The organism is Mycobacterium sp., from assembly GCF_046095365.1.
Taxonomy (GTDB): Bacteria; Actinomycetota; Actinomycetes; order Mycobacteriales; family Mycobacteriaceae; genus Mycobacterium.
This window is the reverse complement of sequence record NZ_JBJTJF010000076.1, coordinates 1-24534: the sequence shown is the minus strand read 5'-3', so window position 1 is coordinate 24534 and position 24534 is coordinate 1. Positions and strand designations below refer to the sequence as shown.

The window sequence follows — 24534 nt, the reverse complement described above, 5'->3', positions numbered from 1 at the left end:
ATGTCGTAGAGCGAGCCGGTCTTGGGCAGGGTGGCCGGGGACAGCGCCAGCGTCAGGCGCGACATCGGCCAGGTGTTGCCGCAGTTGGTGATGGCGGCGCGGACCCGGTCCCGGGACTCCTGCAGCGCGGCGTCGGGCAGCCCGACCAGGTGCACCCCCGGCAGACCGGAGGTGATGTCGGCCTCGATCTCGACGATCTGGCCGTCGAGGCCGCGGACCGCCACCGAGAACGCCCGGCCGAGGGACATCAGCCGACCCCCCGCAGGTGCGTCACCTCGGGATCGCGCCGGCGGCCGATGCGGACCCCGACCACGTCGATACGCACCTGCGCCCAGCGCCGGTGCTGCCCGGCCAGCCACAGTGCGGCCAGACGACGGATGCGGCGCACCTTGTCCGGGGTCACCGCCTGTTCGACCCCGCCGTATCCGTCACCGCTGCGGGTCTTGACTTCGACGAAGACCAGGGTGCCGTCGCCCTCGGCCGCGATCACGTCCAGTTCGCCGTAGCGGCACCGCCAGTTGCGCTGCAGGATCTGCAGGCCCAACCCGCAGAGGTGGTCGGTGGCGACCTGCTCCCCGAGCGCGCCGAGTTGGATACGTGTCAGCCGCTGCGATGGGGTCATGCGCACCAGACTGGCCGGGACCGCCGACACCGCCGGGCTGCGGGCCCAGGATCAACCGGGGTTATCCCCAGTTCCCGATCCGTTCACACCACCGGCTACTCCGGCAGCCGCAGTTCCGGCTTCTCGACCTCTTCGATGTTCACGTCCTTGAAGGTGATCACCCGCACCTGCTTGACGAACCGGGCCGGCCGGTACATGTCCCACACCCAGGCGTCGGCCAGGCGCAGTTCGAAGTACACCTCGCCGTCGGTGTTGCGCGGCACCAGTTCGACACTGTTGGCCAGGTAGAAGCGCCGCTCGGTCTCCACGACGTAGCTGAACTGTCCGACGATGTCCTTGTACTCCCGGTACAGCGAGAGCTCCATCTCGGTTTCGTACTTCTCGAGATCCTCGGCACTCATCGGCTCAGCGGTCCTTGTCGGTCGGTTGGTGGTTCCATCTTGTCCTACCCCTCGCCCCGGCGTGACACCGCCGCGAATTCGGCCACCAGCTCGCTGCCGCCCGACCGGGCCACCCGCCGGACGTTGATGAACGACTGGCGATGCTGCTCGCAGGGGCCGAGGTCGGCGAGCGCCGCGCCGTGCCCGGGGGTGCTGTAGCCCTTGTGCTCGGCGAACCCGTAGCCCGGATACTGGGCGTCCAGTGCGACCATCAGCCGGTCCCGGCTGACCTTGGCCAGCACGCTGGCCGCGGCGATGCAGGCGGCAGCCGCGTCCCCGCCCACCACAGGCAGGGACGGAACCGGCAGCCCGGGCACCCGGAATCCGTCGGAGAGCACATAGCCCGGCCGCGCCGGCAGACCTGCCACCGCCCGCCGCATGCCCTCGATGTTGGCCGCGTGCACCCCGCGGCGATCCACCTCGACGGCCGGGATGAACACCACATGGTAGGCGAGCGCGTAGCGGCGGATCAGCGGGAAGAGCTCCTCGCGGGTCTTCTCGGTGAGTCTCTTGGAGTCGTCCAGGGCGGCCAGGCTCTCGAACCGGTTGGGGCCCAGCACGCACGCCGCGACGACCAGTGGGCCCGCGCAGGCGCCGCGGCCGACCTCGTCGACACCGGCGACCGGCCCCAGCCCGCCGCGATAGAGCGCCGATTCGAGTGTTCTCAGCCCCGAGGAGCGCCGGATGACGGTGCGCGGCGGCCAGGCCGCGCTGTCGGACCTCCTGGCTGCCGGGCGGGGGGCCACGTCAGCCCTGCTGCGGGTCGACCGAGGACACACCACCCCAGCGCGAGGGGGGCCACGCGATGAAACGCGCCTTGCCGATGACGTTGTCGACGGGCACCGTGCCGGTGACGGGGTCCCCCGTGCACAGGACACCCTTCTGCGCCTCGGCCGGCGCGCTGGTGCAGTGCGCCCGCGAGTCCGCCGAGTGGGTGCGGTTGTCGCCCATCACCCACAGCCTGCCCTCCGGCACGGCCACCGGACCGAACTCGTTGCCCAGACAGGGGTAGACCACCGGGTCGGCCATCATCGTGGCCGCGTCCAGATACGGCTCGGTCAGTTCCTTGCCGTCCACGGTCAGACCGGTGTCGGCCCGGCACTGCACGGTCTGTCCGCCGACGGCGACGACTCGCTTGACCAAGTCGTTCTCGTCGGGCGGAACGAAGCCGATGAAGGACAGCGCGTTCTGCACCCACCGCACCGCGACGTTGTCCGACCGGATGGACTTGTAGCCGACGTTCCAGTTCGGCGGGCCTTTGAACACGATCACGTCGCCGGGTTCGGGCGAGCCGAAGCGGTAGGTGATCTTGTCGACCATGATCCGATCGCCCACACAGCCCTTGCAGCCGTGCAGCGTCGGCTCCATGGACTCCGACGGGATCAGGTACGGACGGGCCACGAAGGTCAGCATCACGTAGTAGAGCAGGACCGCCGTGCCCACCAATATGGCGCCCTCCCGCAAAGCGGAGCGCTTCTTGGCATGCCGATCGGGTTTGGCCGGCTCGTCCGCCGCCTCGAGGCGCTCCGAGTCGGCCGGGTCAGGGGTGACGGTCACGGGATGAGCGTAGCCAACGGGCGACGGCTCAGCGCCTCGCCCGGCCCCATGTCGAGGCTCAGCGCTTCTCCTTGATCTTGGCCTTCTTGCCCCGCAGTTCGCGCAGGTAGTACAGCTTGGCCCGGCGGACGTCGCCGCGGGTGACGAGCTCGATGTGGTCGATGTTGGGCGAATGCACCGGGAAGGTGCGCTCGACGCCCACGCCGTAGCTCTCCTTGCGGACGGTGAAGGTGGCCCGGACCCCGCCGCCGGAGCGGCGCAGCACCACGCCCTTGAACACCTGGATCCGCTGCTTGTTGCCCTCGATGACCTTGACGTGGACGTTGACGGTGTCGCCGGGCCCGAAGTCCGGGATGTCGTCGCGCAGCGAGCCCTGGTCGACGAAGTCGAGTGTGTTCATCTGCGCAGCGTTCCTAGCGGTCGGGCTCCGGGCGGGGCGTCCGGGCGCGTGGGCCTTGACCTCGCCGAGCTGGTGGTCGGGTATCTGTCGCTGCAGGCGGAACGGGCCGGCCCGCGCGGGTGATGCGGTCAATTGTGCCAGATGGGTCCCGAGGGGCGAAATCGGCGCCCGACCGCCGACCCGCCGAGACGCCTGAGCTGCCACCGGACGGGAATTAGGCGGTGTACAAAGAGGACGGCTACCCTGAATCCGCCGGTTTTCGACGAGGGGAAAACCCGCCCGAGGGTGTGCCGGGAACGCTTCCGCCGAGCCGAGGAGAGGGACATGCGACGTCGACCGTCGGTGCTGCTCGCCGGGGGTGCGACCGCTGCGGCGGCGATGCTGATCGGGGCCTCGGCGGGTTCGGGCAACCCCACGGCGGCGAGCATCTCGATGATGGCCGGCGAACCCCCGGCGGCCCCGGCGATTCAGCCCGCGGCGCCCCCCGACCAGACCGGCGATCTGGACACGCTGGCCAAGCGGGCCGCCCTGGAGGCCCAGAAGCGCGGCGCCGACATCAGTCTCACGCTGCTCGACCGGCGCAGCGGCCGGGTGGTCTCCAGCGGGGACGGCGCACCCTTCCCGATCGCATCGGTGGCCAAGCTGTTCATCGCCGACGATCTGCTCGCCCAGGCCGCGCAGCGCAAGACCAAACTGAGTCCGGACGACCTCGGCGGCCTGGACCTGATGCTGCGATCCTCCGACGACTTCCCGGCCGACGACTTCTGGGCGCGCGGCGGCGGCAACGCGATCATCAGCCGGGTGGCGGATCGCTACAACCTTTCCGGCACCACCCCGCCGTACGACGGCAACTGGTGGAACACCATGAGCACCACCTCCGACCTGGTTCGCTACTACGAACTGCTGCTCGACGGCGCCGGCGGCCTGCCGGCCAAACAGGCGGGCTTGATCCTGACCGACCTGGCCGCCTCGACACCGATCGGCACCGACGGCTACCCGCAGCGCTTCGGCATTCCCGACGGGCTTTTCGCCGAGACGGTGGCGGTCAAACAGGGCTGGATGTGCTGCTGGGGCCTGGGTAACCAGGTGCATCTGTCCACCGGGGTGGTGGGGCGCGACCGCCGCTACGTGATCGCGATCGCGTCCATGCAACCCGTCGATGAGGCCACCGCACGCGACACCATCACCGCGGCGCTGAAAACCATGTTCCCCCGCGGCAGGATCTGACGCCCGTGGCAACCCTGATAACCGGGGCGTCGTCGGGCCTCGGCGCAGAGTACGCCCGGCAATTCGCCGCTCAACGCCACGACCTCGTCCTCGTCGCTCGTCGCGAGCAGGCGCTGACCGCCCTCGCCGACCAGTTGCGCACCGCTCACGGCGTGCGGGTGACTGTGATCGCTCTGGATCTGTCCACCCCCGATTCGGCAGCTCAATTGCACTCCCGCACTTCGGATCTCGGCATCGACGTCGACGTCCTGGTGAACAACGCGGGTTTCGGCACCCACGGCGACGTCGTCGACGCCGACCCGCAACGGCTGGCCGACGAGATCCAGTTGAACTGCGCGACGCTGGTCGGCCTGACGGCGCGGTACCTACCCGCCATGCGGTCCCGCCGGCGCGGCACCATCATCAACATCGCCTCGACCGCGTCCTTTCAGCCGGTTCCCCACATGGCCGTCTACGCCGCCACCAAGGCCTTCGTGCTCTCCTTCTCCGAAGCCCTCTACGGTGAGGAGAAGCGCCACGGGATCCGCGTGCTCGCGGTGTGCCCGGGGGCGACGGCGACCGAATTCTTCGACGTGGCAGGCGAGTCCGCCGTCGTCGGCGTCAAACGTTCAGCCAAGCAGGTGGTCGACAACACCATGCGGGCACTGCCCGGTGGCAAGCCGAGTTTCGTCGACGGCGTGGCCAACGCCGTCACCGCGCGGATCGGAACCAGGTTCGCCCCCCGCCGGCTGCTGATCGCCGTGGCCGGCCGGCTCGTCGGCAAGTAGTTACGCCTCAGTCCTCGCCGAGAAGATCCGGCCTGCGGGCGCGGGTGCGCCGTATCGACTGGTCGTGACGCCAGTCGGCGACCCGGGCATGGTCTCCGGAAAGCAGGACGTCGGGTACTCCAAGGCCGCGCCACACCGGTGGCCGGGTGTAGGAAGGTCCTTCCAGCAGCCCCGAGTCGGAATGCGAATCATCCTGGTGGGAGAGCGGATTGCCCAGCACCTCGGGCAGCAGTCGCACCACCGCCTCGACCATCACCAGCGTCGCAGCCTCTCCCCCGGCCAGCACGTAATCGCCGATGGAGACCTCTTCGACCCGCATTCGGGTCGCGGCGTCGTCAATGACGCGCTGGTCGATGCCCTCGTAGCGGCCGCAGGCGAACACCAGGTGCCGCTCGGCGGTCCAGCGTCGGGCATCGGTCTGAGTGAAGAGCCGGCCTGCCGGAGTCGGGACCACCAGAAGCGTTTCACCTGTGCAGATCTCGTCCAGAGCCTCGCCCCAGACCGGTGCCTTCATCACCATTCCCGGCCCCCCGCCGTAGGGAGCGTCATCCACCGAGTGATGCGCATCGTGGGTCCAGCGGCGCAGATCGTGAACCGAGAAGTCCACGATTCCGGACTCGATCGCCCTGCCGGGCAACGACTGGCGTACCGGCAGCAGATAGTCCGGGAAGATGGTGACGACGTCGATGCGCACGTCAGGACTCCAGTTCCAGGAGACCCTCCGGCGGGTCGATCAGCATCACCGAGTCGGCCAGCGACACCGACGCCACGATCGCGCCGACGAACGGGATCAGCACCTCCGCCCCCGATTCGGTGCGCACCGAGATCAGCTCACCGCCGGCGGTGTGCAGCACCTCGGCCACCGAGCCGACCTCCTGCCCGTCGACCGTGCGGACCGTCAGACCCTCGAGCTGGTGGTCGTAGAACTCGTCGGGATCCTCGATCGGCGGCAGATCCGCGGTGTCCACGACGAACAGGCTTCCCCGCAGCGCCTCCGCGCCGTCCCGGTCGCTCACTCCGCGCAGCCGGACGAGAAGCCGCGCGCCGTGCGGGCGTGCCGACTCGACGACGGCGTCACCGACGGTGCCGCCGCGGGAAGCCTTGAGCACCAGGCGACTACCGGGCGCGAACCGGGATTCGGGGTCGTCGGTGCGGACATCGACGACGACTTCGCCGGTGATCCCGTGCGCCTTGGCGATCCGCCCGACCACCAGTTCCATGCGGTCGGCTACTGGTCGGTGTCCACCACGTCGACCCGGATGCCCCGGCCGCCGATGCCGGCGACCAGGGTCCGCAGCGCGGTGGCGGTACGGCCGCCGCGGCCGATCACCTTGCCCAGATCGTCGGGGTGCACGTGCACCTCGACGGTCCGCCCGCGCCGGCTGGTCACCATGTCGACGCGGACGTCGTCGGGGTTGTCGACGATCCCGCGAACCAGATGCTCGACGGCGTCGACGACGACCGAGCTCATTCTGCGGCCGGCTCGGCGGACTCGGCCTCCGGCGCACTCTCGGCGGCCGGTTCGGCGTCGGCGGGAGCCTCAGCCGCCGCTTCCGCGGGAACCTCGGCGGCGGCGTCGGGCGCCTCTGCCGATGTCTCGGCCTCGGCCGTCTCCGCCTCGGCCTTGGCGGCCTTCTTGGCCGGAGCCTTCTTCTTCTTCAGCTGGGTGGCCTCACCGGAGGGCGCGCCGTCGGCGGCGGCCAGTGCGGCGTTGAACAGTTCGAGCTTGGTCGGCTTGGGCGGGGCGACCTTGAGCGTGCCCTCCGCGCCCGGAAGGCCCTTGAACTTCTGCCAGTCGCCGGTGATCTTGAGCAGCTTGAGGACGGGCTCGGTGGGCTGCGCCCCGACCGAGAGCCAGTACTGGGCGCGCTCGGAGTCGACCTCGATCAGGCTCGGCTCCTCCTTGGGGTGGTAGCGGCCGATGACCTCGATGGAGCGGCCGTCGCGGCGGGTCCGGGCGTCGGCGACGGCGATGCGGTACTGGGGATTGCGGATCTTGCCGAGCCGGGTGAGCTTGATCTTCACAGCCATGAAACGAACTTCTCCTAGCGATGACACGCTGCAATTCAGCGATGCCGGCGGGTTGCCGGATCCGGTTTTGCCTCGCGTGGCGGCCGCCGTTCCCGCGCTGGAGATCCACGGGGCCTGCGACCGGCGCCTCATTGTGCCAGAGCGCGGGCCACCGGCGGAAATCCGGCTGGTTGGGCGCTCAGACCAGCTTGTCCAGGCATTTGGACTCGACCCGGCGGGTCATCCGCCAGCCCGTGGCGGTGCGCACGAACTCGTCGTCGTACCAGAGCGCACAGAACAGGATCCGTCCGTCGGCGCCGAGTTGCATGGGGTTGAAGCACATGGTCCGGCCCGACGCGCTGTCGCCGTCGAGCCGGATGTCGAAGTTGCCCAGCAGGTGGTAGTAGGCCGGGAAATGCGGGAGCACCTCGGACAGCCAGGCCTTGACCTGCGGGTAGGGTCCGTCGATGCCGCCCATCGCGCGGTAGTCGATATAGGCGTCCGCGGTGAAGATCCGGTCGAGGTCGTCGAAGCGGCGCTGGTCGATCGCCGTCGCGTAGTCCACCAGGAGTTGCTGGATCTCCAGCCGGTCCGAGATTTCCGCCAGGGGAAGCATGCCTGAATTGAACACCGGAGATGCCGCCGCGGCCCACCCGTTAGGCTGATCGGCCATGGGTAGGCTCGCCGCCGCGTTCGCGGCTTCCCTCGCACTGCTGACCGGCGGCGTCGCCGACACCGCGATCGCCCCGGCTCTCGCCGATCCCAGCGTTCAGCCGGCGGGCTCCATGCCCATTCCCGACGGCCCGGCGCCGTCGTGGATCATCGCCGACCTCGACTCCGGGCAGGTGCTCGCCGGGCGCGACATGTACACCGCTCACCCGCCGGCCAGCACCATCAAGGCCCTGCTGGCCCTGACCGCACTCGACGAGCTCGACCTCAACGCCACGATGGTCGCCACCCCTGCCAACACGGCGGTCGAGTGCAACTGCGCGGGCGTGAAGGCCGGACGCACCTACACCGCCCGCCAACTGCTCGACGGCGCCCTGCTGGTGTCCGGTAACGACGCGGCCAACGCGCTGGCCGACATGCTGGGCGGCTATGACGTCGCGGTGGACAAGATGAACGCCAAGGCCGCGACGATCGGTGCCTACGACACCCACGCCACATCCCCCTCGGGCCTGGACGGCCCCGGCGGCCCGGGCTGGACGACGCCGCATGACCTGGCGGTGATCTTCCGCGCCGCGATGGCCAACCCGGTGTTCGCCCAGATCACCGCGCAGCCGGCGGCGATGTTCCCCACCGACTCCGGCGAGAAACCGCTGGTAAACCAGGACGAGCTGCTGGTCCGCTATCCCGGTGCGATCGGCGGCAAGACCGGTTACACCTACGCCGCCCGCAAAACCTTCGTCGGCGGGGCCGCACGCAACGGCCGCCGCCTGGTCATAGCGATGATGTACGGCCTGGTCCGCGACGGCGGCCCCACCTACTGGGACCAGGCCGCGATGCTGCTGGACTGGGGCTTCGCCCAGAACCCGGCCCAGAGCGTCGCTGCGCTATAGGCGCGTCTACCGCCTGAAGCCCGGCTCGGCCACTTCACCTTCGGTGAGCTCGAACGGCGGCGAGGCCAGGTCGTTGGGCGTGGCCTCCGGCAGCGTGTCACTGCCCTCCACCGGTCCGGCCTCGGCGGGCCCCGGCCCTGCGATCGTCGCGGTCTCGAAGGGGTCGTACGGCGGGGCAACCGGGTCCGGCGGCTCGTCGGAGACGCTCTGCGGCTCCAGTGGGATGTCACCCGGGATCCAGCACAGGATGTCGCGGAAGCCGTCGTTCCACACCACGCTGTTCGGAACGACGCCCACCACGTCGAAGTAGAGCTTGTTGAAGTTCGACGCCCCCGTGATGACGGGGTAGAAGATCCCGGACTCGGCCCGGGCGCCGAATCGTCCGATCATCGGATCGGCGTTCATGCCGAAGTTGTCGATCTTCAGCTTGGCGGCATACAACTGGCCGTTGTGCGGCACCGGATCGTTGCTGGGGGCCAGCGTGTACACGGTGTAACCGATGTAGGGCTGGCTGTTCGGCCCGTTCAGCCGTTCCTGCTCGCCGAAGGTCTTGATGTTGTCGGCCGCCGACGCTGGTGCGACGTTGGCGGCGCCGATCCCGAACGTGACCGCGGCGGCTGCCACGGCCCCCGCTAGTTTCGTGATCTTCACCCTGACTCCCCTATCGGCTCGTTGTGTTCGCTGGGCGCGAAGCGACGATACCTGAGCGCGGCCCGCCGCGTCGGGTTGACAGTCCCGGCCGCGCGGCGCGATGGGCGTGGGCCGGAGCCTGCCACCAGGCTGAATTCCGTTACAGCAAACACATGCTCCAATAGCTGAAGCATCGCTGGATAGAGCCTAATCCGCACTTCACAGGTGACCGATGTCACCAACTTCAGGTTTGCCCAAGCCCAATTGCGGCAACTAGTCTCCGAGTCAGGCCCGCTGTCGGGGCGACACCGGAACGAGGAGTGTTCATTGAAGTGGAAAGTCGCGACCGCCTCGGTGGTCGCCGCAGCGATCGTGTCGGCTCCGGTGGCCAGTGCCGCCCCTGCCGACGGTAGCGGGATCATCGGCCCGAACAACGTCGGCCAGACCATTTCCCAGATCGCCGGTCTTGCCGCCGGCGGGGCGAACCCGGCAGCGATCCTTGATGCGCTGAACTCCGTCAGGGGCCTGATCGACCAACTCAAGCCCGGCAAGAAGAACCGCGGCTCGGGCCGGGGCGCGATCCTTCAGCAGCAGACCCAGGCCAATATCGGCAAGACTCTCCGGCAGCGGGCATCCGATCTCGGCGTGACTCCCGACTCGGTACGGGATTCGGTGAACAGCGCCCTGCGCGACCTGCCCAAGATCCCCGCGACCCCGTGACGCCGGGGGCCACGAAGCCGGCCGCGACCGATCAGAGACCGCATCGACGCTCAACCGCGGTGTTGTCCGGCTAGCCTCGGCGGGCATGTCTGTGTTGTGGGAATGGCCGCGCCGGGCCGCGGCGGCTGCGCTGGTCGGACTACTGGCACTCTGCGCGTCCCCGGCGGCGGGGGCGGACCCGTCGCAGCCCTCGGGGCTCGCCCCACCGGACGGGCCGGCTCCGGCCTGGCTGGTCGCCGACATGGTCAGCGGCCGAATCCTGGGCGGCAGGGACGCCTACGGACCCCGCGCGCCGGCCAGCACGATCAAGGCTCTCCTGGCCATGGTGGTGTTCGACCAGCTTCCCCCGGCCTCGGCCGCCCAGGCCACCGAGGCCGAGACCGACGTCGAATGTTCCTGTGTGGGACTGGTTCCCGGTCAGGTCTACACCGCGCGCCAATTGCTCGACGCCCTGCTCATGGTGTCGGGTAACGACGCGGCAAACATGCTCGCCGACATGCTGGGCGGCACGCCGGCCGCGGTCGCGAAGATGAACGCCAAGGCCGTGCAGGTCGGCGCCCGCGCAACCCGGGCGAGTTCGCCGTCCGGGCTGGACGGCCCCGGCTGGGAATCGGTGACCACGCCGCAGGACCTCGCGGTGATTTACCGTGCTGCGCTGGGCTATCCGCTGTTCGCCCAGATCCTGCACCAGTCCACCGCATCGTTTCCGGACGGCAACGGCGGCTTCCGGCAGATCGCCAGTCACGACCCACTGCTGACCGGCTACCCCGGCTTCATCGGCGGCAAGACCGGTTACACCAACCTCGCCAAGGAGACCTACGTGGCGATGGCGCAGCGCGGAGGCAGGAGCCTGGTCGCCGTGATGATGTACGGGGAGGACGACCTGTGGGATCAGGGACGCAAACTGCTGGACTGGGGCTTCTCCCAGCCGTGAGCCGGGCGGCGCGCCCCTGACTCAGTAGACCCGGCCGCGCAGGATCACCCGGTTCGGGTGACTCAAAACCCCACGGCCGCAACGTGGGTCGTCGGCAAAGCACAGCAGGTCGGCGGGGGCGCCGTCGGCCAGTGCCGGCCGGCCCAGCCAGTCCCTGGCGTCCCAGCACGCCGCTCCCAGCGCCTCGGTCGGGGTCATTCCGATTCCGGCGAGCGCCTCCACCTCTTCGGCGATCAATCCGTGCGGGAGCGTTCCGCCCGCATCGCTGCCGGCGTAGATGGGCACACCGGCTTCCCGGGCGGCACCGATCCGCTGCCGGGATCGCGCGTGCAGGTCGCGCATGTGCGCGGCGTAGATCGGGAATCGCGTCGCCGCGTCGGCGAAGACCGGGAAGTTCGCGATGTTGATCATGGTGGGAACGAGCGCAGTCCCCCGCCGGGCCATCATCGCGACGGTGTCGGCGGTCAGCCCGGTGCCGTGCTCGATGCAGTCGATTCCGGATTCGATCAGACCGGGCAGAGCATCCTCGCCGAAAACATGGGCGGTAACCCGGGCGCCCTCGGCATGCGCGGCGGCCACCGCGGCGGCAAGAACCTCGTCGGACCACAGCGGAGCGAGGTCGCCGACCGACCGGTCGATCCAGTCGCCGACCAACTTCACCCAGCCGTCACCCCGGCGGGCCTGCTCGGCCACCGCGGCGGGCAGCTGCCACTCGTCCTCCAACTCGACCGCGTATCCCTGCAGGTACCGCTTGGGCCGCGCCAAATGCCTTCCAGCCCTGATGATCTGAGGCAGATCCTGGTAACTGTCCAGGCTTCGGGTGTCTGTCGGCGAACCGCAGTCCCGCAACAGCAGCGCTCCCGCATCGCGATCGGTCCGGGCCTGCCAGACGGCCTCGTCGAGCCCGATCGCCCCGCGCGGGCCGAGCCCGACGTGACAGTGGGCGTCGACCAGACCGGGGATCACCCAACCGCCGTCCCAGACGGTCTCAGCACCGGCTACCGGGTCGGCCCGCAGGGTCCCGTCGGCCACCCACCACTCGACCGGTTCGCCGTCGGGCAGTCCTCGACCACGAACGTGAAGCGCCACCGCGCTAGCGCTGGCCGGGGAACTTCAGCTTGGACAGATCGATACCGGCCAGGCCCGGCGGCAATTCGTTGAGCCCCTCGGGCATCTGCGACAGATCCGGGAAACCGGGCGGCATACCGGCCCCGAAGAGTGGATTCTGTGCCTTGGCCGGCGTCGGGCCACGGCCCTTCTTGCCCTTCTTCTTGTTCTTCGCGCTGCGCTTCGACGAGCGTCGGCCGAACGGCATTCCCATCGCACCGGCCATCTGCGACATCATCTTTCGCGCTTCGAAGAAACGGTCGACCAGTTGGTTGACCTCAGACACCGTCACTCCGGAGCCGTTGGCGATGCGCAGCCGCCGGGAGGCGTTGATGATCTTGGGGTCGGCCCGCTCCTCGGGGGTCATGCCGCGGATGATCGCCTGCAGGCGGTCGAGGTGAGTGTCGTCGATGGCCGCCAGCGCGTCTTTCATCCCGGCCGCGCCGGGCAGCATTCCGAGCAGGTTGCCGATCGGTCCCATCTTGCGGATCGCCAGCATCTGTTCGAGGAAGTCCTCCAGCGTGAGCTCACCGGAGCCGATCTTGGCGGCGGCTTCCTCGGCCTTCTGCGCGTCGAAGACCTGCTCGGCCTGCTCGATCAGCGAGAGCACATCGCCCATGCCGAGGATCCGGCCGGCCATCCGGTCGGGATGGAAGACATCGAAGTCCTCCAGTTTCTCGCCGGTGGAGGCGAACAGAATCGGCACCCCGGTGATCTGACGGACCGACAACGCCGCACCGCCGCGGGCGTCGCCGTCGAGCTTGGTCAGCACCACGCCGGTGAAGCCGACGCCCTGGCCGAAGGCCTCGGCGGTGGCCACCGCGTCCTGACCGATCATCGAGTCCAGGACGAACAGCGTCTCGTCGGGCTGCACGGCGTCGCGGATGGCCGCCGCCTGCGCCATCAGCACGTCGTCGATGCCGAGCCGGCCGGCGGTGTCGATGACGACGACGTCGAAGTACTTGGACTTGGCCTCGGCGAGCCCCGCGGCGGCGACGGCGACCGGATCGCCCGGCCCGGCGCCTTCGGTCTCGGCGGCATCGGCGGAGGTGCCGGGATGCGGGGCGTACACGCTCACACCGGCCCGCTCGCCGACGATCTTGAGCTGGGTGACCGCACCTGGGCGCTGCAGATCGCAGGCCACCAGCAGCGGAGTGTGGCCCTGGCCGCGCAGCCACTTGGCGAGCTTGCCGGCCAGCGTGGTCTTACCCGCGCCCTGCAGACCGGCCAGCATGATCACCGTCGGCGGGGTCTTGGCGAAGGCCAGCTGACGGGTTTCGCCGCCGAGGATGCCGACGAGCTCCTCGTTGACGATCTTGACGACCTGCTGGGCGGGGTTGAGGGCACCGGAGACCTCGGCTCCGCGGGCCCGCTCCTTGATCCGGGCGATGAACTCGCGGACAACCGGCAGCGAGACGTCGGCCTCCAGCAGGGCGAGCCGGATCTCCCGGGCGGTGGCGTCGATGTCGGCGTCGGTCAACCGTCCCTTGCCGCGCAGGCCGGAGAGCGCACCGGTCAACCGGTCGGAGAGGGATTCAAACACGGGTTCAGACTAGCCCCAGGTGGTCCGCGGTCACCGCGGGCCGGCACCGGCTATCAGCGGCAGGGCGGCGGCCGGGATGCGCCGATCAGCCCGCTTCGGCCGCCGGTCTGGCCGACGGGGCCGGCAGCGCCGCGTAGAGGTCGCGCTCCAGCGCCTCCCTGGCCGCCCCCGTCGGCGGGACGGAGATCGCGAAGACGTCGATCACCGAGGACCCGAAGGTGGTGATCCTGGCCCATTCGATGTCGGCGCCGGCACGCTCGAACACCGCGGTGAGGACGGCCAGCAGACCGGTGCGGTCACTGGCACGAACCTCCACCAGCTGTCGCCCGGCCTGGTCGGGATGGTGCCAGAGGATCCTCGGCGGGGCCGGGGCCGCGGCCGGAACCGCCGGCTTGTGCTCCCCGGCCCGCTCGGTTCCGTATTGCACGGCCTCCCGGTCGCGCTTCTGCAGGGCGCCGACGGCGTCCAACTCCCCGTTGAGGGCCAGGATGAACTGCTGGCGGAGCAGTTCCGCCGGCGGCGGTGAGCCGAAATGCGGAGAGACCTCGAAGGTGTTGATCGCCGAGCCCTCGACGCTGTTGACCGAAGCCGAGTGCACGCCGAGCGCGTTGAGGGCCAGCACCCCGGCCGCCTTCGACAACAGACCGCGGCGGTCCGGCGCGATCATGGTGACCCCGTAGGTGTGCGGCGATGCGCCGGGAGTCATCTCGACGTGGACCGCGCCGTCACGCGCCAGCGAAAGATGCTCGGCCGGAACCGGTTCGGGTTGCGGTTCGGGCTCCCCGGCCATCATCGCCCGGCAGCGACGCACCAGGTCGCCGATCAGAGTGGACTTCCAGTCGCCCCACACGCCCGGACCGGTCGCCAGCGAGTCCGCCTCGGCCAGCGCGTGCAGCAGTTCCAGCAGCACCGGGTCGCCTTCGACGGCCTCGACCACGGCGCTGATGGTCGCCGGATCCTGGAGGTCACGACGGGTGGCCGTACTCGGTAACAGGAGATGATGGCGCACAACGGCGGCCAGCAGCCTGATGTCCGACGGCCACAGACCCAGCCGCTCCCCCACCCGGGTCGCGACCTCGGCGCCGACGACACTGTGGTCCCCGCCGCGGCCCTTGCCGATGTCGTGCAGCAACGCACCCAGCGCCAGCAGGTCCGGCCGCGACACCCGGGTGGTGAAAGCGCTTGCCCGGGAGACGGTTTCGACCAGGTGCCGATCGACGGTCCAGGTATGCACCGGGTCGCGCGGCGGAAGGTCGCGCACCGCGCCCCATTCCGGGAACATCCGGCCCCACAACCCGGTGCGGTCCAGCGCCTCCACCGTCGTCACCGCGGTCGGGCCGGCGGTCAGCAGCACCAGCAGGTCGTCGAGGACGTCTCGCGGCCATGGCGCGCGCAACTCGGGTGCGGTCTCGGCCAGCCGGGCGAGCGTCGAGGTGGCGATCGGGATACCGGTCGTCGCCGAGGCGGCCGCTACCCGCAGCGTCAGGCCGGGGTCGCGCAGCGGCCGGGCGTCACGGGCCAGGACAACCTCGCCGGCGAATTCCACGACCCCTTCGTCCAGCGGCCGGCGCACCGGCCTGCGCAGCGCCGACAGGCCGCGGCGCGGCAGGGCGTTCGCGGCGGTGCGCAGCCCGGCGTCGACGTAGTAGCTGACCGTGCGGGCGGCGTCGGACAGCATCCGGGCCAGGTCGAAGCGGTCCCCGATGCGCAGCGACGCGCCGATCTCGTCGGCGTACTGCGCCAGCAGCTGATCCCGGCCCCGTCTGGAGACCCGGTGCAGTTCGGTGCGCACGTTCAGCAGAGCCATGTGCGCGGCCGCCAGCGAGGCGCCGGGCGAGTCGGCGTTGCCGGCCGGGTAGGGGTCGGCCAGTTGCGCGGCCGCCAGCGCGTTGAGCAGCTGGATGTCGCGCAGCCCGCCCATGCCGGCCGTGAGATCGGGTTCGGCCCGGTGGGCGATCTGGCCGCTGCGCTGCCAGCGGCCCTTGGTCTGCTCGACCAGTTCGTCGAAACGGGAGGCGATCCCGGCCCGCCACTGCCGCCGCGCTCCCCCGATCAGCTGTCCGGACAACGTGTCGTCCCCGGCGATGTGCCGGGCTTCCAGCATCGCCAGGCCGGCTGAGATGTCCGCGCCCGCAACCTGCAGCGCCTCCGAGACCGTCCGGACGCTGTGGTCGAGCCGGATGTTGGCGTCCCACAACGGATACCAGAGCAACTCGGCGGCCGCAGTGACCGTGTCGGCGGGCATGTTGTCGTGCAGCAGCATCAGATCGAGGTCGGAGTACGGCACCATCTCGCGGCGGCCAAGGCCGCCGGTGGCCACGAGAGCGAAACCGCTGCCCGCGGTGAAGCCAAGTTCGGCCGCCTTGGTGGTCAGCCAGAGTTCGTGCAGGTCCAGCAACGCCTCGCGCAGCGCGGCCGCGTCGAGCCGACGCTGACCGCCGTCGAGGAGCTGCCGGCCGGCGGCCGCCAGATCCGTCGCCGGGTGCGTCGACTCCACCGCCGGGGGCGTCCACCTCCCGGCGGCGGAGTCGGCCGCGCGCTTCGTCATGTCAATCGTCCGTCATCAAAGGGCGCGTCATCAGCAGGCGCCGTCATCAGAGGGCGTCAGTGCCCCGCTCGCCGGTGCGGACCCGCACGATGGTGTCCACCGGGCTGACCCAGACCTTGCCGTCACCGATCTTCCCGGTGCGGGCCGCGGCCACGATGACGTCCACCACCCGGTCCACCGCGGAGTCATCGACGACGACCTCCACGCGGACCTTAGGCACGAAGTCCACCGCGTACTCCGCACCGCGGTAGACCTCGGTGTGTCCCTTCTGGCGTCCGTAGCCCTGGACCTCGCTGACGGTCATACCCAGGACTCCCAGTTCCTCCAGTCCGGTCTTGACGTCCTCCAGGGTGAACGGCTTGACGATCGCAGTGATGAGCTTCATAACCCCTATACCTCCGCACCTTGACGAGAGAAGATCGAGCCACCTCCGCCGCCGGCGGCGGCGAAGTCGTACGCGGTCTCCGCGTGTTCGGACTCGTCGATTCCGGCAGCCTCGGCCTCACGGTCAAGCCGCAGTCCGATGGTGTATTTCACGAGCAAAGCCAAGATAGCCGTGACGAGGGCCGAGTAGCCCAGAACGGCGAACGCACCGATGGCCTGGCGGCGCAGCTGGTCGACGCCGCCACCGTAGAACAGCCCGTCGACGGCCGCCGGGGCGGTCTTGGTGGCGACCAGCCCGACCATGAGCGTGCCGACCAGGCCACCGACCAGGTGCACTCCGACCACGTCGAGGGAGTCGTCGAAGCCCAGCTTGTACTTGAGCCCCACCGCCAGTGCGCACAGCACCCCGGCGACGACGCCGACCGCCAGGGCACCCACCACGTTGACCGACGAGCACGACGGCGTGATCGCAACCAGCCCGGCCACGATGCCCGAGGCCGCGCCCAGCGACGTGCCGTGCCCGTCGCGGAGGCGTTCGGTGAGCAGCCAGCCCAGCATCGCCGCGGCGGTGGCCACCGTCGTGGTGATGAAGGTGGCCCCGGCGATGCCGTTGGACCCCACCGCCGACCCGGCGTTGAACCCGTACCAGCCGAACCAGAGCAGGCCGGCGCCCAGCATCACGAACGGCAGGTTGTGCGGGCGCATCGGCGACCCGGGCCACCCCAGGCGCTTGCCCAGGATGATCGCCAGCACCAGACCCGCGATGCCGGCGTTGATATGCACCGCGGTGCCGCCGGCGAAGTCGATCGCCTTGAGTTTGTTGGCGATCCAGCCACCCTTCTCGGCCGTCACGCCGTCGAAGGCGAACACCCAGTGCGCGACCGGGAAGTAGACGAAGGTGGCCCACAGGGCGGCGAAGGCCAGCCAGCCGCCGAAGCGCAGCCGGTCGGCGATCGCTCCGGAGATCAGCGCGACGGTGATGATGGCGAACATCAACTGGAACGCCACGAACACCGTCTGCGGGATCGTTCCCGCCAGCGGCACCGACACCTCCGGGGCGTCCGGTGTGAGCTGCAGATAGGTGCCGCCGATGAGGCCCTTGAGGCCGAAATACTGCCCCGGGTCACCGTAGAGACCCGATCTGTCGTCGCCGAAGGCGATCGAGTACCCGTAGAGCACCCACAGCACCGTCACCACACCCATGGCACTGATGCTCATCATGATCATGTTGAGCACGCCCCTGGCGCGCACCATGCCGCCATAGAAGAATGCCAGTCCCGGGGTCATCAGCAGAACGAGCGCGGCGCTGGCAAGCATCCACGCGGTGTCGCCGCTGTCCGGCACTCCCATCACCGGGAATTGGTCCACTCGCGGTTCCCTCCTCACAGATCGTCGACGTGCCCCGATTTTTGGCAGGCGACTCGGGAGGAACACTGCGCAGTGGTTGTTTCCGGACCGGCACTCCGGTGTTTCGCCGGCGTGAACTGATCGCGGACTTTCGTTTCGCGGTTGTTAACCGCCGGCTCAGCCCAACAGGGCGTCGACGAAGGCGGCGGGCTCGAAAGGCGCCAGGTCGTCAGGCCCCTCGCCCAGGCCGACCAGTTTCACCGGAACCCCGAGTTCCTGCTGGACGCGGAATACGATGCCGCCCTTCGCGGTTCCGTCCAGCTTGGTCAGCACCACACCGGTGATGTCGACGACGTCGGCGAACACCCGCGCCTGGGTCAGCCCGTTCTGCCCGATGGTCGCGTCGAGCACCAGCAGCACCTCGTCGACCGCGGCGGCGCGCTTCTCCATCACCCGTTTGACCTTTCCCAGCTCGTCCATCAGGCCGGTCTTGGTGTGCAGCCGTCCGGCGGTGTCGATCACGACGACGTCCGCGCCGGAGGCGATGCCCTTGTCGACCGCGTCGAACGCCACCGACGCCGGATCGGCGCCCTCGGGGCCGCGGACCACCTCCGCACCGACCCGGGAGGCCCAGGCCTGAAGCTGATCGGCCGCGGCCGCGCGGAAGGTGTCGGCGGCCCCCAGAACCACGCGGCGGCCGTCGGCGACCAGGACCCGGGCCAGTTTGCCGACCGTGGTGGTCTTCCCGGTGCCGTTGACACCGACCACCAGCAGCACCGACGGCTTGTCGTCGTGCGGCAGTGCCCGGATCGACCGGTCGAAGGCCGGGTTGAGCTCCTGCACCAGGACCTGGCGCAGCACCGCCCGGGCCTGCGCCTCGTTGCGCACGCTGCCGGCGGCCATCGCCGAGCGCAGGTGCTCGGTGACCGAAGCGGTGGCGGTCGGCCCCAGGTCCGCCACCAGCAGGGTGTCCTCGACCTCCTCCCAGGAGTCCTCGTCGAGGTCACCGCCACCGAGCAGACCCAGCATGCTGCGCCCGAACGCGTTCTGCGACTTGGCCAGCCGTCCGCGCAGACGCTCCAGCCGGCCCGCCGGAGGCGCGATGAGGTCGATCTCCGACACCGCCGGGGCGGCCTCGACGACGACCTCCTCGGTCACGGCCGGCGGGAGGTCCATCTCGGCCTCCAGGGCGTCGATCCGCTCGATCAGGTCCGGTTCGGGAAGGTTGACCTGTGCGATGGGGCGTTTCAGCGAGTCCCGCGGGATGGCGGCGTCGTCGCCGACTCCGGGCAGCCCGGTGGTGTCGAGCTGAGGCGGCCGTGCGCTCGGGCGCTCCACCGGCGCCGGGGCTGACGATTGTGTGAACGAGATGCCTGATTTGGCGGTGTAGCCACCCGACCGGTCCACCGGTGTGGGAGCCTCGATCTCGACGGCTTCGGGGGCTGCGTGCAGGCTGACCTGGCGGCGCCGGTAGAGCACCGACCCGGCGACCAGTGCGACGACGACGAGGATGGCGATGACCGCGAGAGCGATCCAGAGACCCTGGGACACCAGGCCATTGTTCCAGTGTTTCCCGACGGAGCGCTGGCGGCCTGGCAAACCCGCGCGGCGGCAGCCGGGATGACCGAGGGCATCGCGGCACGCAAACTGCGGCACATCGAGGCCTGCCTGAACGGCCCGGTCGAGTTCGTCGGCGTCGGCACCGGACTCGACTCGTTCGACCTGCCCTACAACGCACTGACCCAGACCAGTCTGGCGGCGGTGGACCTGGGCGCCGAATTCCTGGGCACGCCGTTGCGCGCTCCGGTGCTGATCGGTGCGATGACCGGCGGCGCCGAGCTGGCGCGCACCATCAACCGCAACCTCGCCGGCGCCGCACAGAAACTGGGCATCGGAATGATGCTCGGCTCGCAGCGGATCATGCTCGACGATCCCGCCGCCGCCGTCAGTTTCGAGGTGCGCGACCTCGCGCCGGACGTGCTGCTGATCGGCAACATCGGGCTGGCCCAGGTGACCGACGACATCGCCCCCCGACTGGCCGCGGCCCTGCGCCGGGTCGGTGCGAATGCCGTTGCCGTGCATGTCAATCCGCTCCAGGAGGCGGTGCAGGAGAATGGCGACACCGACTTCTCCGGCTCGCTGGAGCGATTGGCACGGCTGGCAGCCGACCTGGACTACCCGGTTCTGGTCAAGGAGGTCGGCCACGGAATCGGCGCGGCCGCCGCCGAGCGGTTGCGCGGCCTGCCGATCGCCGCTGTCGACGTCGCCGGGGCCGGCGGCACCTCCTGGGCGCGGGTGGAACAGGTGGTGCGCTACGGCGAGGTCCGCTACCCGGCGATCGCCGACTGGGGCATTCCGACCGCCCAGGCCCTGATCGAGGTGCGGCGCACGCTGCCCGGGATGCCCCTGGTGGCCTCCGGCGGCATCCGCACCGGCATGGACGCGGCCAAGGCGATAGCACTGGGAGCCGACGTCGTGGCGATGGCCCGCCCGCTGCTGGCGCCGGCTCTGGAGTCGGCGGCGGCGGTGGTCGACACGCTCGGGGCGTTCATCGAGGAACTCCGCATCTGCCTGCACGGCTGCGGCGCTGCGAACCTGGCCGAACTTCGCCGCTGAACCGCCCCGGCGTCAGGGGAGCGCGCTGCCGACCAGGTTCTCCCCGCGCATCCGCTGCGAGATGACCGCGGTGATGCCGTCGCCCTGCATGCTCACCCCGTAGAGCGCGTCGGCGATCTCCATCGTCGCTTTCTGGTGGGTGATCACGATCAGCTGCGACTGCGAGCGCAGCTGCTCGAACAGTCCGATCAGCCGGCGCAGGTTGACGTCGTCGAGGGCGGCCTCGACCTCGTCCATGACGTAGAACGGCGAGGGGCGCGCGCGGAAGATGGCCACCAGCATGGCCACCGCGGTCAGCGACTTCTCCCCGCCGGAGAGCAGGGACAGCCGCTTGACCTTCTTGCCGGGCGGACGCGCCTCGACCTCGACGCCGGTGGTGAGCATGTCGTTGGGATCGGTGAGCAACAGCCGGCCCTCGCCGCCGGGGAACAGCGCGGCGAACACCTGGGCGAACTCGCGCTCGACGTCGGCGTAGGCCTCGGTGAACACCTGCAGGATGCGCTCGTCGACGTCGGCGATCACGTCCAGCAGGTCCTTGCGGGCCGCCTTGACGTCCTCGAGCTGGGTGGAAAGGAAGTTGAAGCGTTCCTCCAGCGCGGCGAACTCCTCGAGCGCCAGCGGGTTGACCCGTCCCAGCTCGGCGAGGTCACGTTCGGCCCGTTTGGCCCGCCGCTCCTGGGTGGCCCGGTCGAAGGCCATCGGCGCCGGTGCGGTGACCTGCTCGCCGCGCTCCTTGGCCTGCTCGTATTCGGCCATCTCCAGCTCCGAGGGCGGCAGCGCGACCTGCGGTCCGTACTCGGCGACAAGATCGTCACCGGCCATCCCGAACTGCTCGAGCACGGTCTGCTCGAGCTGCTCGATGCGCAGCGCCGCCTGGGCCTTGGCCACCTCGTCGCGGTGCAGGGCGTCGGTCAGCTCGGCGATACGGGCGCCCAGCGTCGCGACCTCCTCGCGGGCGGCGGCCATCGCAGTCGCCCGCCGTTGGCGCTCCGCCGCCAGCCGGTCGCGTATTCGGGAGGCCGCCGCGACGACCCCGGCCAGGTGCTCGGCGACGCGCCGCCCGCTCTCGGCCGCCGCAGCCGCGACATCGGCGGCGTGCTGACGCGCCGCGCGGGCCTGCTGCGCCCGGAGCCTTGCCTCGCGCTCTGCCGCGGCCGCCCGGCGCAGCGAATCCGCCTGTCCCCGAACGGCGTTCGCGCGCTCCTCCGCAGTTCTTACTGCCAGCCGGGCCTCGACCTCGACGGCCCGGGCGGCTTCGGCGGCGGCCTGGATCTGCTGGCGCTCGCCGGGAGTGTTCTCAACGACCGTCTGCATCTCCTGGGCGGTCAGCAGCCGCGACTCGAGATGGCCGAGTTCGGCCACCGCCTGCTCCCGGCCGGACTCGAGTTCGTCTCGCTGGCCCTGCAGGCGGCGCCACTCCTCCTCGGCGACCCGGACCTCCTGGCCGAGCCGGCCCAGCTGCTCGTAGATCGCCGAGATGGCCGCGTCGGACTCGTTGAGGGCGGCCAGGGCCTGCTCGGCGGCGTCCTGCCGGTTGGACTGCTCGTCCAGCGCGCCGGCCAGTGCGGCGGTCAGCTCAGCCACCCGGGTCTCGGCCTCGGTCAACTCGGCGCGGGCCTGCTCGATCGCCGCGGCGATCTCCAGTGTGCTGGGCCTGCGATCCGAACCGCCGTCAACCCAGCCCGCCCCGACCAGGTCGCCGTCCCGGGTGACCGCACGCAGCGACGGGCGCGCGGCGACCAGATCCAGAGCGGAGGACAGGTCGTTGACCACTGCGACTCCGGACAGCATCGCCGCCAGCGCGCCCTGCAGCCGGTCCGGGGCGTCCACCAGATCGATCGCCCACCGGGCGCCGTCGGGAAGCGGTCCGCTGTCGCCGCGCGACTGGGCCGGCCAGTCCGCCAACACGATCGTCGCCCGCCCGCCGTCGGCGTCCTTGAGGGCCTGGACGGCCCCGCGAGCCGAGCCGAAGCCGTCCGCCGCGACGGCGTCGGCAGCCGCACCGAGCACCGCCGCCAGCGGCGTCTCATAGCCGTGATGAACCCTGACCAGCTTGGCCACTGTCCCGAGAAGTCCTGCGCCGCTTCGGTTTTCCACCAGCCACGCGGCCCCGTCCTTGCGTTCCAGTCCGACTGCGAGCGCGTCGATACGGGCCTGCAGGGAGGCCACCTCGCGTTCGGCGGCGCGTTCGGCGGTCTGCAGTTCCGCGACCCTGCCGTCGGCGAGTCGCAGCGCGGCCACTGTCCGGTCGTGGTGCTCGTCGAGGCCGACCTCGCCCTGGTCGAGCTCGCCGACCCGGCTCTGCACGGTCTCGAATGCGGCCCTGGCCTGCTCGGTGCGCACGGCCGCCTCTTCTATGGCCGCCGACAGCCTCGCCACCCCTTCGTCGATGGACTCCACCCGGGCCCGGGCGGTCTCAACCTGGCCTGCCAGCCGGGCCAGGCCTTCCCGGCGATCGGCCTCGGCCTGCACCGCGGCGAGGTGAGCGCGCTCGGCTTCGGTTGCGGCGCTTTCCTTTTCGGCCAGCTCGGTGCGGGCGAGATCCTGGCGTGCGCGCGCCTGATCGAGTTCGGCGAGCAGGCTGCGTTCCTGCTCGGCGACCTCGGCGGCACGGGCTTCCAACTCGTCGGGGTCGGGGCCGGTGCCGGCGGCCGGCTCGGTGTCCAGATACTGCGCCCGCTCGCTGGCGATGCGAACCGTGGCGCCCACCCGCTCGGACAGCGCCGAGAGCCGGAACCAGGTCTGCTGTGCGGCGTCGGTGCGTTCCGACAGCGACGCCACCGCCGTCTCGTGTTCGGCGAGCTGCGCGGAGGCCTGAGCCATCCGGGCGGCGGCCTCGTCGTGCTCGCGGCGCAGCGTGTTCTCGATGTCGTCGGCGCCGGCGAACTCGGCGCGGCGGGCCACCAGGTCGTCGGCGGCCAGCCGCAACCGGGCGTCGCGCAGATCGGCCTGGATGGTCTGGGCACGGCGGGCCACCTCGGCCTGCCGGCCCAGCGGTTTGAGCTGGCGGCGAAGCTCGCTGGTCAAGTCGGTCAGGCGAGCCAGGTTGGCGGAGGTGGCGTCCAGCTTGCGCAGCGCCTTCTCCTTGCGCTTGCGGTGCTTGAGCACCCCGGCCGCCTCCTCGATGAAGGCGCGGCGGTCCTCCGGGCGGGACTCCAGGATCTGTGCCAGCCGACCCTGGCCGACGATGACGTGCATCTCCCGGCCGATGCCGGAGTCGGACAGCAGTTCCTGGATGTCGAGCAGCCGGCAGCTGTTGCCGTTGATCTCGTACTCGCCGGCGCCGTCCCGGAACACCCTGCGGGTGATGGAGACCTCGGAGTACTCGATCGGCAGGGCGTTGTCGGAGTTGTCGATGGTCAGCGTGACCTCGGCGCGGCCCAGGGGCGCGCGGGAGGAGGTGCCGGCGAAGATGACGTCGTCCATCTTGCCGCCGCGCAGCGCCTTGGCGCCCTGCTCCCCCATCACCCAGGCCAGGGCGTCGACCACGTTCGACTTGCCCGAGCCGTTGGGGCCGACCACGCAGGTGATGCCGGGCTCGAATCGGAGAGTCGTCGGCGAGGCGAAGGACTTGAAGCCCTTCAGCGTCAGACTCTTGAGGTACACGTCGAGCGAGCCTACCGGGCCTGATTCCGGGCGAGGCTCAGCGCTCGCGGAATCCGGGCATCGATTCACCCGCCTCGCCGAACTCGGCCACGACCGTGTCCACCGAACCGGGCGTCGAGCCGCCCCGAAGCAGTTCCAGAAGCTCCTCGCAGGCGGCCCGCGGCCCCTGCGCGACCACCAGCACCCGCCCGTCGGGCTGGTTGCCGGCATACCCGGTCAGACCCAGTTCCAGCGCCCGCGACCGCGTCCACCAGCGGAACCCCACACCCTGGACGTGCCCGTGCACCCAGGCGGTCAGCCTCGCGCCGTCGCTCACGAGCCCTCCCCCGCCACCTCGAAGGTGATCGTCGTCCCGGACTTCAGCGTTCGCCCCACCGTGCAGGACTGGTCGACAGCCCGCCCGACGACGACCAGCAGGCGCTGCTTCTCCTCTGCGGACAACCCGGACAGATCGATCTCGAGGGTCTCGGCCAGCAGCGGGTCGCGCTCCTGCTCCCGGTCGGCCGGCCCCGAGCCC

At 70.3% G+C, this 24534-nt stretch carries 27 protein-coding genes; 6 read left to right on the top strand and 21 right to left on the bottom strand.

Translation table 11 applies throughout. The features are described 5' to 3' along the window. The 6 genes from ACKOQ4_RS05875 to rplS all read right to left on the bottom strand — a co-directional run. On the bottom strand, window positions 1–248 hold a 248-nt coding region (locus ACKOQ4_RS05875), incomplete at its 3' end, for a magnesium chelatase domain-containing protein (protein WP_526289775.1). After that, a complete protein-coding gene (locus tag ACKOQ4_RS05870; RefSeq protein ID WP_526289773.1) occupies window positions 248–622 on the bottom strand; it encodes a YraN family protein in 375 nt (124 codons plus the stop codon). The genes ACKOQ4_RS05875 and ACKOQ4_RS05870, both read right to left, overlap by 1 nt. 95 nt (window positions 623–717) lie before the next feature. Further along, window positions 718–1023: a DUF2469 domain-containing protein gene (locus ACKOQ4_RS05865; RefSeq protein WP_078020019.1), complete on the bottom strand. Its 306-nt coding sequence runs from the start codon at window positions 1021–1023 to the stop codon at window positions 718–720. Window positions 1024–1067: 44 nt separating this feature from the next. Continuing rightward, window positions 1068–1808 carry a ribonuclease HII gene (locus ACKOQ4_RS05860; RefSeq protein ID WP_526289770.1) on the bottom strand — a complete coding sequence of 247 codons (741 nt, stop codon included), beginning with the start codon at window positions 1806–1808 and terminating at the stop codon, window positions 1068–1070. Window position 1809: 1 nt separating this feature from the next. Continuing rightward, a complete protein-coding gene (gene lepB, locus ACKOQ4_RS05855; RefSeq protein ID WP_526289768.1) occupies window positions 1810–2619 on the bottom strand; it encodes a signal peptidase I in 810 nt (269 codons plus the stop codon). Between the two features lie 58 nt (window positions 2620–2677). Then, on the bottom strand, window positions 2678–3019 hold the full coding sequence (gene rplS / locus ACKOQ4_RS05850; RefSeq protein WP_526289766.1) for a 50S ribosomal protein L19: 342 nt from the start codon (window positions 3017–3019) through the stop codon (window positions 2678–2680). Between the two features lie 324 nt (window positions 3020–3343). Between rplS and ACKOQ4_RS05845 the strand changes: the two genes are divergently transcribed. Further along, complete coding sequence (locus ACKOQ4_RS05845) at window positions 3344–4246, top strand: serine hydrolase (protein ID WP_526289764.1); 903 nt, start codon at window positions 3344–3346, stop codon at window positions 4244–4246. A gap of 5 nt (window positions 4247–4251) precedes the next feature. Further along, window positions 4252–5013, top strand: coding sequence for an SDR family NAD(P)-dependent oxidoreductase (locus tag ACKOQ4_RS05840; RefSeq protein WP_526289762.1), 762 nt, complete (start codon window positions 4252–4254; stop codon window positions 5011–5013). Between the two features lie 7 nt (window positions 5014–5020). On the opposite strand, the gene trmD is transcribed toward ACKOQ4_RS05840, so the two are convergent. The 5 genes from trmD to ACKOQ4_RS05815 all read right to left on the bottom strand — a co-directional run bounded on the left by trmD (window position 5021) and on the right by ACKOQ4_RS05815 (window position 7639). Next, on the bottom strand, window positions 5021–5707 hold the full coding sequence (gene trmD, locus ACKOQ4_RS05835) for a tRNA (guanosine(37)-N1)-methyltransferase TrmD (protein ID WP_526289760.1): 687 nt from the start codon (window positions 5705–5707) through the stop codon (window positions 5021–5023). A 1-nt stretch (window position 5708) separates the two neighbouring features. Beyond that, on the bottom strand, window positions 5709–6233 hold the full coding sequence (gene rimM / locus ACKOQ4_RS05830) for a ribosome maturation factor RimM (RefSeq protein ID WP_526289758.1): 525 nt from the start codon (window positions 6231–6233) through the stop codon (window positions 5709–5711). Between the two features lie 8 nt (window positions 6234–6241). Next, window positions 6242–6484, bottom strand: a complete 243-nt coding sequence (locus ACKOQ4_RS05825) for an RNA-binding protein (protein ID WP_003881089.1) — start codon at window positions 6482–6484, stop codon at window positions 6242–6244. After that, entirely contained in the window at window positions 6481–7044 is a 564-nt protein-coding gene (gene rpsP, locus ACKOQ4_RS05820) for a 30S ribosomal protein S16 (protein WP_526289755.1), read from the bottom strand. The genes ACKOQ4_RS05825 and rpsP overlap by 4 nt, the downstream gene beginning before the upstream one ends. A gap of 178 nt (window positions 7045–7222) precedes the next feature. Beyond that, a complete protein-coding gene (locus ACKOQ4_RS05815) occupies window positions 7223–7639 on the bottom strand; it encodes a nuclear transport factor 2 family protein (protein WP_526289753.1) in 417 nt (138 codons plus the stop codon). 55 nt (window positions 7640–7694) lie between these two features. Between ACKOQ4_RS05815 and ACKOQ4_RS05810 the strand changes: the two genes are divergently transcribed. Further along, the gene (locus ACKOQ4_RS05810) at window positions 7695–8582 is read left to right on the top strand and encodes a D-alanyl-D-alanine carboxypeptidase family protein (RefSeq protein WP_526289751.1); all 888 of its coding nucleotides are present in this window, start codon (window positions 7695–7697) and stop codon (window positions 8580–8582) included. 6 nt (window positions 8583–8588) lie between these two features. Here the strand turns inward: ACKOQ4_RS05810 and ACKOQ4_RS05805 are convergent, their stop codons facing one another. After that, a complete protein-coding gene (locus ACKOQ4_RS05805) occupies window positions 8589–9233 on the bottom strand; it encodes a DUF1942 domain-containing protein (RefSeq protein ID WP_526289749.1) in 645 nt (214 codons plus the stop codon). A 204-nt stretch (window positions 9234–9437) separates the two neighbouring features. On the opposite strand from ACKOQ4_RS05805, the gene ACKOQ4_RS05800 reads away from it, so the two are divergent. Together ACKOQ4_RS05800 and ACKOQ4_RS05795 are read left to right on the top strand one after the other, a co-directional pair. Continuing rightward, a complete protein-coding gene (locus tag ACKOQ4_RS05800; RefSeq protein WP_526289747.1) occupies window positions 9438–9932 on the top strand; it encodes a hypothetical protein in 495 nt (164 codons plus the stop codon). 85 nt (window positions 9933–10017) lie between these two features. After that, window positions 10018–10866, top strand: a complete 849-nt coding sequence (locus ACKOQ4_RS05795; protein WP_526289745.1) for a D-alanyl-D-alanine carboxypeptidase family protein — start codon at window positions 10018–10020, stop codon at window positions 10864–10866. 21 nt (window positions 10867–10887) lie between these two features. Here ACKOQ4_RS05795 and ACKOQ4_RS05790 read toward each other — a convergent pair whose 3' ends face one another. The 6 genes from ACKOQ4_RS05790 to ftsY all read right to left on the bottom strand — a co-directional run bounded on the left by ACKOQ4_RS05790 (window position 10888) and on the right by ftsY (window position 19346). Then, a complete protein-coding gene (locus tag ACKOQ4_RS05790) occupies window positions 10888–11955 on the bottom strand; it encodes an amidohydrolase family protein (RefSeq protein WP_526289743.1) in 1068 nt (355 codons plus the stop codon). A 4-nt stretch (window positions 11956–11959) separates the two neighbouring features. Further along, on the bottom strand, window positions 11960–13516 hold the full coding sequence (gene ffh / locus ACKOQ4_RS05785; RefSeq protein WP_526289741.1) for a signal recognition particle protein: 1557 nt from the start codon (window positions 13514–13516) through the stop codon (window positions 11960–11962). An 85-nt stretch (window positions 13517–13601) separates the two neighbouring features. Further along, window positions 13602–16064 carry a [protein-PII] uridylyltransferase gene (locus ACKOQ4_RS05780; protein ID WP_526289739.1) on the bottom strand — a complete coding sequence of 821 codons (2463 nt, stop codon included), beginning with the start codon at window positions 16062–16064 and terminating at the stop codon, window positions 13602–13604. 46 nt (window positions 16065–16110) lie between these two features. Then, the gene (locus ACKOQ4_RS05775) at window positions 16111–16449 is read right to left on the bottom strand and encodes a P-II family nitrogen regulator (protein WP_526289737.1); all 339 of its coding nucleotides are present in this window, start codon (window positions 16447–16449) and stop codon (window positions 16111–16113) included. 5 nt (window positions 16450–16454) lie between these two features. Continuing rightward, on the bottom strand, window positions 16455–17816 hold the full coding sequence (locus ACKOQ4_RS05770) for an ammonium transporter (RefSeq protein WP_526289735.1): 1362 nt from the start codon (window positions 17814–17816) through the stop codon (window positions 16455–16457). Window positions 17817–17972: 156 nt separating this feature from the next. Beyond that, window positions 17973–19346: a signal recognition particle-docking protein FtsY gene (ftsY, locus tag ACKOQ4_RS05765; RefSeq protein ID WP_526289733.1), complete on the bottom strand. Its 1374-nt coding sequence runs from the start codon at window positions 19344–19346 to the stop codon at window positions 17973–17975. Between the two features lie 69 nt (window positions 19347–19415). Between ftsY and fni the strand changes: the two genes are divergently transcribed. Next, window positions 19416–20411: a type 2 isopentenyl-diphosphate Delta-isomerase gene (gene fni, locus ACKOQ4_RS05760; RefSeq protein WP_526289777.1), complete on the top strand. Its 996-nt coding sequence runs from the start codon at window positions 19416–19418 to the stop codon at window positions 20409–20411. Window positions 20412–20423: 12 nt separating this feature from the next. Here the strand turns inward: fni and smc are convergent, their stop codons facing one another. The 3 genes from smc to ACKOQ4_RS05745 form a co-directional block, all read right to left on the bottom strand. Further along, window positions 20424–24017: a chromosome segregation protein SMC gene (gene smc, locus ACKOQ4_RS05755; protein WP_526289731.1), complete on the bottom strand. Its 3594-nt coding sequence runs from the start codon at window positions 24015–24017 to the stop codon at window positions 20424–20426. A 37-nt stretch (window positions 24018–24054) separates the two neighbouring features. Then, window positions 24055–24333: an acylphosphatase gene (locus ACKOQ4_RS05750; RefSeq protein ID WP_526289729.1), complete on the bottom strand. Its 279-nt coding sequence runs from the start codon at window positions 24331–24333 to the stop codon at window positions 24055–24057. Further along, on the bottom strand, window positions 24330–24534 hold a 205-nt coding region (locus ACKOQ4_RS05745; RefSeq protein WP_526289727.1), incomplete at its 5' end, for an OsmC family protein. The genes ACKOQ4_RS05745 and ACKOQ4_RS05750, both read right to left, overlap by 4 nt.